Origin of the sequence: Paracraurococcus ruber, from assembly GCF_004353985.1 — a bacterium.
Classification (GTDB): domain Bacteria; phylum Pseudomonadota; class Alphaproteobacteria; order Acetobacterales; family Acetobacteraceae; genus Paracraurococcus; species Paracraurococcus ruber.
This window is the reverse complement of the sequence record NZ_SMOA01000307.1, coordinates 1-5,984: the sequence shown is the minus strand read 5'-3', so window position 1 is coordinate 5,984 and position 5,984 is coordinate 1. Positions and strand designations below refer to the sequence as shown.

4 protein-coding genes and 1 tRNA gene are annotated in these 5,984 nt (G+C 70.2%); 1 reads left to right on the top strand and 4 read right to left on the bottom strand.

Features of this window, described 5'->3' with window-relative positions; all coding sequences use genetic code 11:
* Positions 1-175: 175 nt before the first annotated feature.
* From E2C05_RS27665 to rplU, 4 genes are all read right to left on the bottom strand, one after another.
* A complete protein-coding gene (locus tag E2C05_RS27665; protein ID WP_133222870.1) occupies positions 176-1,213 on the bottom strand; it encodes a carbohydrate-binding domain-containing protein in 1,038 nt (345 codons plus the stop codon).
* Positions 1,214-2,298: 1,085 nt separating this feature from the next.
* Positions 2,299-3,390, bottom strand: a complete 1,092-nt coding sequence (gene obgE, locus E2C05_RS27660) for a GTPase ObgE (protein WP_133222869.1) — start codon at positions 3,388-3,390, stop codon at positions 2,299-2,301.
* 130 nt (positions 3,391-3,520) lie between these two features.
* Positions 3,521-3,790 carry a 50S ribosomal protein L27 gene (rpmA, locus tag E2C05_RS27655; protein WP_133222868.1) on the bottom strand — a complete coding sequence of 90 codons (270 nt, stop codon included), beginning with the start codon at positions 3,788-3,790 and terminating at the stop codon, positions 3,521-3,523.
* A 13-nt stretch (positions 3,791-3,803) separates the two neighbouring features.
* Positions 3,804-4,121: a 50S ribosomal protein L21 gene (gene rplU / locus E2C05_RS27650; protein WP_133222867.1), complete on the bottom strand. Its 318-nt coding sequence runs from the start codon at positions 4,119-4,121 to the stop codon at positions 3,804-3,806.
* A gap of 301 nt (positions 4,122-4,422) precedes the next feature.
* Between rplU and E2C05_RS27645 the strand changes: the two genes are divergently transcribed.
* Positions 4,423-4,512 (top strand) — tRNA-Ser (locus E2C05_RS27645).
* Positions 4,513-5,984 lie beyond the last annotated feature (1,472 nt).

Here is a 5,984-nt window from a genome sequence, read left to right as displayed (position 1 = left end):
CGCCGGGCAGGCGCGCCCCGCGGCGGCGCGGCCTGCGGTGTCGCGCCCCACCTGTCGCAGGCGGGGCGGGGCCGGCGCCCGGATCGCGGGCCGGAGGCCTGAAGGCCAGGGCCCGCCCGCACCCGGGGCCCGGCGCGGGTCGGCCACCGGCAACCGGCCGCCGACCCGCTGGCGCTCAGCCGATGACGCTGTAGGAGGCGTCGTAGAGGGTGATGAAGTTGCCGCCGCCCAGGGCGCCGTCGTTCCACCAGGTCTGCACGCCGATGCCGGGGCAGGTATTCTCCCCGCCATGCGCCGCATCCATCGGCACATGGTCGGTGGTGGTCCAGGCTTCCCGCCCATCGACGAACATGGTCAGCCGGCCCGGCTGCCAGTCCAGCGCATAGGTATGGGTCTGGGTCACGTCGACATCGCCCAGGCCGAAGGAGGTGTACTGGTTCGACCCGTCGCCGCCCTTCCAGTGCAGGGTGGAATAGGGCCGGCCGCCGCCGTCGATCTCCAGGATGTCCATCTCCGGCCCCGGCCAGGCATCGCTGGCCGGCCAGGTGAGCGCATAGGTGCCGATCGGCCCGGCGGTCTTCAGGGTGAAGCTGTAGAGGCCGAAGCCGAAGCCGCTCTCCCCGCCGGCCGGGCGGACCATGGCGCCGCTGTCCTGGTTGTCGGCGGTGCTGTGGATGGTGATCTGGCCGGGGACTGAGGCGTCCACGCCGGGGCCCCAGGCATGCGAGAACATGCCGAGGCCGTTGTCGAAGCTTTCGTGCCAGACCTCGCGGTAGCCGCCGGGGCTGGCCGGGGCGAAGGATTGCGCCTCGATGGCGGGCTGGACCGCCGGCTGGGCTGGCGCCCCGGCCTGGCCCTGCGGGCCGAAGGCGAAGCTGGCGCTGCCGGCCGAGAGCAGGTCGGCCGTGCCGCCCGGCAGCGCGGCGCCGTTCAGGGCGATGCCGTCGACATGCAGGTTGCGGTCGGTGTCGGGGCTGCCGGCATAGGCATCATTGAGGAAGGTGACGGTCACCTGGTGCTGGCCGGCGCCGAAGTCGCCGTGCAGGGTCAGCGTGTCGCTGGCCTGACCATGCGCGCTGGCGGCGCTGAAGATGCCGCCGACCTGCTGCCCGTCGAGCGAGACCGTGAACTGGGCATCGCCCTGCCACGCCTCCTGCGAGAGGCTGAGGACGAGGCTGTCCGGGCCGGTCGTGTTCGCGGTGCCGAGGTCCATGCGCTTCTGCTCTCCAACATCGCGTGATGCACAGGATTGTGATCTCGCGTCGCGGGTGAAGCGTATGAAGTATACAATCTGGAGGTGCAATCGCGAGAAGGCGATTCACACTTCAACTCTTGGGTGCGGAAACGGACAGAACCACGCGGCAGGAGATCGGGACTGGGGGTTGCGGGCGCCCGGAGTCCCTCACCCGAGGGGTGTTTCGCAGCGTGGGATCACTGTTGTCCCGGGAATGCCGGGCCTGGCGCGGCGGGACCGCCGGCACCCGTGCCGGTCCCGCCTGGCGCCGCCTCGCCGCAACCGGCGGGCGAAGACCGTTCGGGTGGGCCGGTGTCGGCACGCCGCGGCTGGGCGATGGCCAGGGGGAAAGCCCTTGCGGCACGAAGGCGCCGGCCAGGCGCCCGGCGACACGGGGGGAGACCCGCACCCGGCCACCGCGGACGGGGACAGCGCCGTCCGGCCCGCGACCGCCCTCTCGGCCTGGGTCGGGTGGGGAGTGGGGGCCAGCGCGGTTTCCGGCCGCCAGGGCGCATGGCAACCGCTCTAGTCATCCGACTCTGCGAGCAGCTTCACCCGCTCGGGTGATTCCACCTGAGCGGGATCTGCCCCGGTCTGCCATCCACCGCCGCGGCGGTCGGCGGCGGCCGCGCAGATGCCGGTCCGGCGCGGCGGTCGGCGGGCTGGGTGGCCCGCGCGCCAGGGGAGGAGGGCCTTGGCCCGGGGCCGGCCGGCTCATGTCGGGGCACCGGCAGGGCAGGCATTGCCGGCGCGGCGGCCGCGCCTGCGGCACCCTGCGCGGGCCGGGCCGGCCGTGGAGGCCGGCCGGGATGGCGGGATCAGCGTCCCGGGGCTGGCGCGGCGCGATGCATCAGGCTGGGGGCCGCGGCGCGACCCTGAGGAGGGTCACGGCCAGCCGGCAGCGGGATGGGCATGATGCCGCCCCGCATCGCGCGGGGCCGCGCCGGCCGGGAGCGGGCGCGGCGCGCGGAAGCGGTCGCGCGGCGCCCCGCTGCGTCGTGGCAGACCGGCAGCCAGGGCCGCGTCGCGTCTCCGCGCCGCCGGTCCCCGCCGGAACCGGATCCTCAGTCCTGCTCGAGCGATTCGATTCGGCGGACCTGGACGCGAGGCGAGGCGACCGGGCTGGGCAGCGGCAAGGCCGCCGGCTGCGCCGCCCGTGCGTCCCGCGCCGCGGCCACCGGCCCGGCCAGGGCCCGCAACACCTCCGGCACGCCATCCCCGGTCGCGCCGGAGCAGAGCAGCACCGGCCGGCCCGCCGCGCGTTCCAACGCCTTCGCACGGCTGACCTTGGCCTGCGGGGTCATGGCGTCCAGCTTGTTCAGCGCCAGGATCTCCGGCTTCTCGGCCAGGCCCTGGCCGTACATCGCCAGCTCCTCCCGCACCGTGCGCCAAGCGCCGACCGGGTCGGGCTGGCTGCCATCGACCAGGTGCAGCAGCACCGCGCAGCGCTCCACATGGCCGAGGAAGCGGTCGCCCAGGCCGACGCCCTCATGCGCGCCCTCGATCAGGCCGGGGATGTCGGCGAGGACGAATTCCTCGGACGCGTTCAGCCGCACGACGCCAAGCTGCGGGTGCAGCGTGGTGAAGGGGTAGTCGGCGATCTTCGGCCGCGCCGCGCTGACGGCGGCGAGGAAGGTGGACTTGCCGGCATTCGGCAACCCGACCAGCCCGGCATCGGCGATGAGCTTGAGGCGGAGCCAGATCCAGCGCTCCTCCCCCGGCCAGCCCTTGTCGGCGCGGCGCGGGGCGCGGTTGGTACTGGTCTTGAAATGCGCATTGCCATGGCCGCCATCGCCGCCGCGGGCGATCACCACCCGCATGCCCGGCGTGTCGAGATCGGCGAGCAGCGTCTCCCGGTCCTCGGCCAGGATCTGGGTGCCGACCGGCAGGCGCAGCACGACATCGTCCGAGCCGGCGCCGCTGCGGTCATTGCCGGCGCCGTTGCCGCCCTTGCGGGCCTTGAAATGCTGCGCGTAGCGGTAGTCGATCAGGGTGTTCAGCCCCTCCACCGCCTCGGCCACCACATCGCCGCCGCGGCCGCCATTGCCGCCATCGGGCCCGCCGAATTCGATGTATTTCTCCCGCCGGAAGGCGACGACGCCGTCGCCGCCATCGCCGGCCTTCACCCAGACCTTGGCTTCGTCGAGGAATTTCATGGGAGTGGGACCCTGGGTGGGGTGGGGCGGAGAGCGGGCCCCGGAAATGCGAACGGGGGCCGCGAGGGCCCCCGGTACGACAAGCCGCGGGGGCGCCAGGCCCCCGCACTGCGGATGGCGGTGCCGGAGCCTATTCGGCGGCCTGCGGCAGCGCCTCGACCGACACGGCGACGCGGCCTTCGGCCTTGCGCTCGAACTTCACGCGGCCATCCACTTCGGCATGCAGGGAATGCGTGCGGCCGACATAGACATGCCGCCCCGGCAGCATCTTGGTGCCGCGCTGGGTGACGATGATGTTGCCGGCCTTCACGACCTGGCCGCCGAACAGCTTGACGCCGAGGCGCTTGCCGGCGCTGTCGCGCCCGTTGCGGGAGGAACCGCCGGCCTTCTTGTGTGCCATGATCCGATCTCCTTCAGGCCGCCGCGATCTCGGCGATCTTCAGCACGGTAAGGTGCTGCCGATGGCCCTTCTTGCGGCGGTAGTTCTGCCGGCGCTTCTTCTTGAAGATGATGACCTTCTCGCCGCGGGTCTGGGAGACCACGGTGGCGGTGACGCGGGCGCCCGGCACGGTTGGGGCGCCGAGGGTCAGCCCGGCCTCGCCGCCGATTGCCAGCACGTCGTGGAAGGTGATGGTGGCGCCCGGCTCGGCCTCGAGCTTCTCCACCGTCAGGGTGGCATCGGGCGTCACCCGGTACTGCTTTCCGCCGGTGCGGATCACTGCGAAGGTCATCGTGCGGCCCCAACCCGGTCGCGCCGGGCTTTCGGTGCCGGGGCGGTGGTGCCCCGGGGAAACTGGTGGAAACTCGGCGGTCTGTCGGCCACGGAAGGCCGCCCGCGACACGGGGTGCCGCCGGGAGGGCGGGCTTATAGCGGCGGCCGGACGGCGGCGTCAACGGCGGAGGCGGGCGGCTGAGGGGGAGATGCCCAGGGAGGCGGCCGGCGCGAGGCGCCCAAAGGGGCGGCACCCCTGGCCGGCGAAGGGCGTTGCACCGGCCAGCGACGCCCCTTATAGGGCCGGGCGACCCTGCCGCGGAGAGGTGGCGGAGTGGTCGATCGCGTCGGTCTCGAAAACCGAAGTAGGTGCAAGCCTACCGTGGGTTCGAATCCCACCCTCTCCGCCAGAAAGCCCAGCGATTTCAATGCGTTAAGACGAAATCGGCCAGGCTTACCCCCGATCCTACCCCACTCTACGCAATTCCTACCCAGCCGGCGGGGGTAGCTGGTCGTCAGAGGCCGCCCGTCCCGAAACAACCTGTGATGTTGAGACGGCACGCACTGCGCTGCGTTGGCGTGACAATGTTCTCTATACGTTCGCGTCACTGGAGGGATCATGCCGCCGCCCCTCGACACCCTCGCCGCGCTGGATAGCTGGTGGTTGGAGGTCCGATGCATCTGCGGCCGGACCACCTTGTTTCCCTGCCGGTTGCTGGCCCGCCGCTTCGGGCCGGAGGTTCGGGCGCCGGCCTTGGTCGCTAGGATGCGGTGCCAGCAATGCGGCGAGCCGCCAGTCGCGGCGGCGCTGGTGGATGACCCGCAGCTTGGGGCGCCGGGATATGTGGGAAGAGGGAAGCCGGTACGGCGTGTCATCGAATAGCAGCGTGGGGCAAGTCGATCCTTGACTACGCCGGCACCAGCCAGAACCATTACGTATGGCGAACTGGATGGCGGCGCTGCTCCTTGTTTGGTTCACTAGCACCGCTCTTGCGCAGCCAGGGGCGTTCTACGAAAAGGATATGCTGCCGGACGACATCCGGTCTGCAACTCGGCTCGAAGATTGGTCGCCGCAACAGGCGGATGAGGCCCGTCGCCTCAATCGTTGGTATTGCACAGAAGTCGATAGGTTGGTTCGCCTGAATGGCCCTTTTGAGGCTTGCGAACAGTTGCAGGAACTCCGGCTGGGCGAGTTTTGCGGACCCACTGGCGCTTCGCTCCGAAATCCACGTGCTCCGTCGTGTTTGCCAGAGGTCGAAAGCGATCTCCGCTGGTGGATAAGGGCGCTACGGTTTGACCTTGGTCTGCTCAAAACGGGGCCTGCTGCTAACCCACGTGCGACCGTTGGGACGTCGCATCAAAGGAACGCTGTTGTACTGCCGACAACTCCGCGGCCGGCAATGCCTGGAACTCTTGACCCTATGCCGATCGCAGTCGCGCCACGTGAGCGGTCGGCTATGGAAGTATTCAATCGGACACGTAGCGCGATTTGGATACTGATTGCGAAAGCGGGCAATGGATCAATCGAGGCGCAGCAGGGGTCCGCCGTAGCGATATCGCAAACGCAACTCCTCACGACTTGCCATGTCGTGACCGGAATGGCTGAGTTGGTAATCAGGCAGGGAGGTATTCAGCATCAGGTTTTGCTCGCTTTCGCAGACACGCCATCGGATCGATGTGTCATCGCCGTCAGAACACCTGTGCTTAAGCCGATCAGCGCGGTGCGCGCGCGTGAAACACTGGAGATTGGCGAACGCGTCTTTAGAGTCCGTCCGGGATCATGTTCTGGTTTGGCAGAGCCTTCGCAGCATGAGGCGGACGGAGGCCCAGCGCAGGAAGCACAGGCCTGACCGGTTCAGGCACTCCCAGTCCTTGGCGAGCC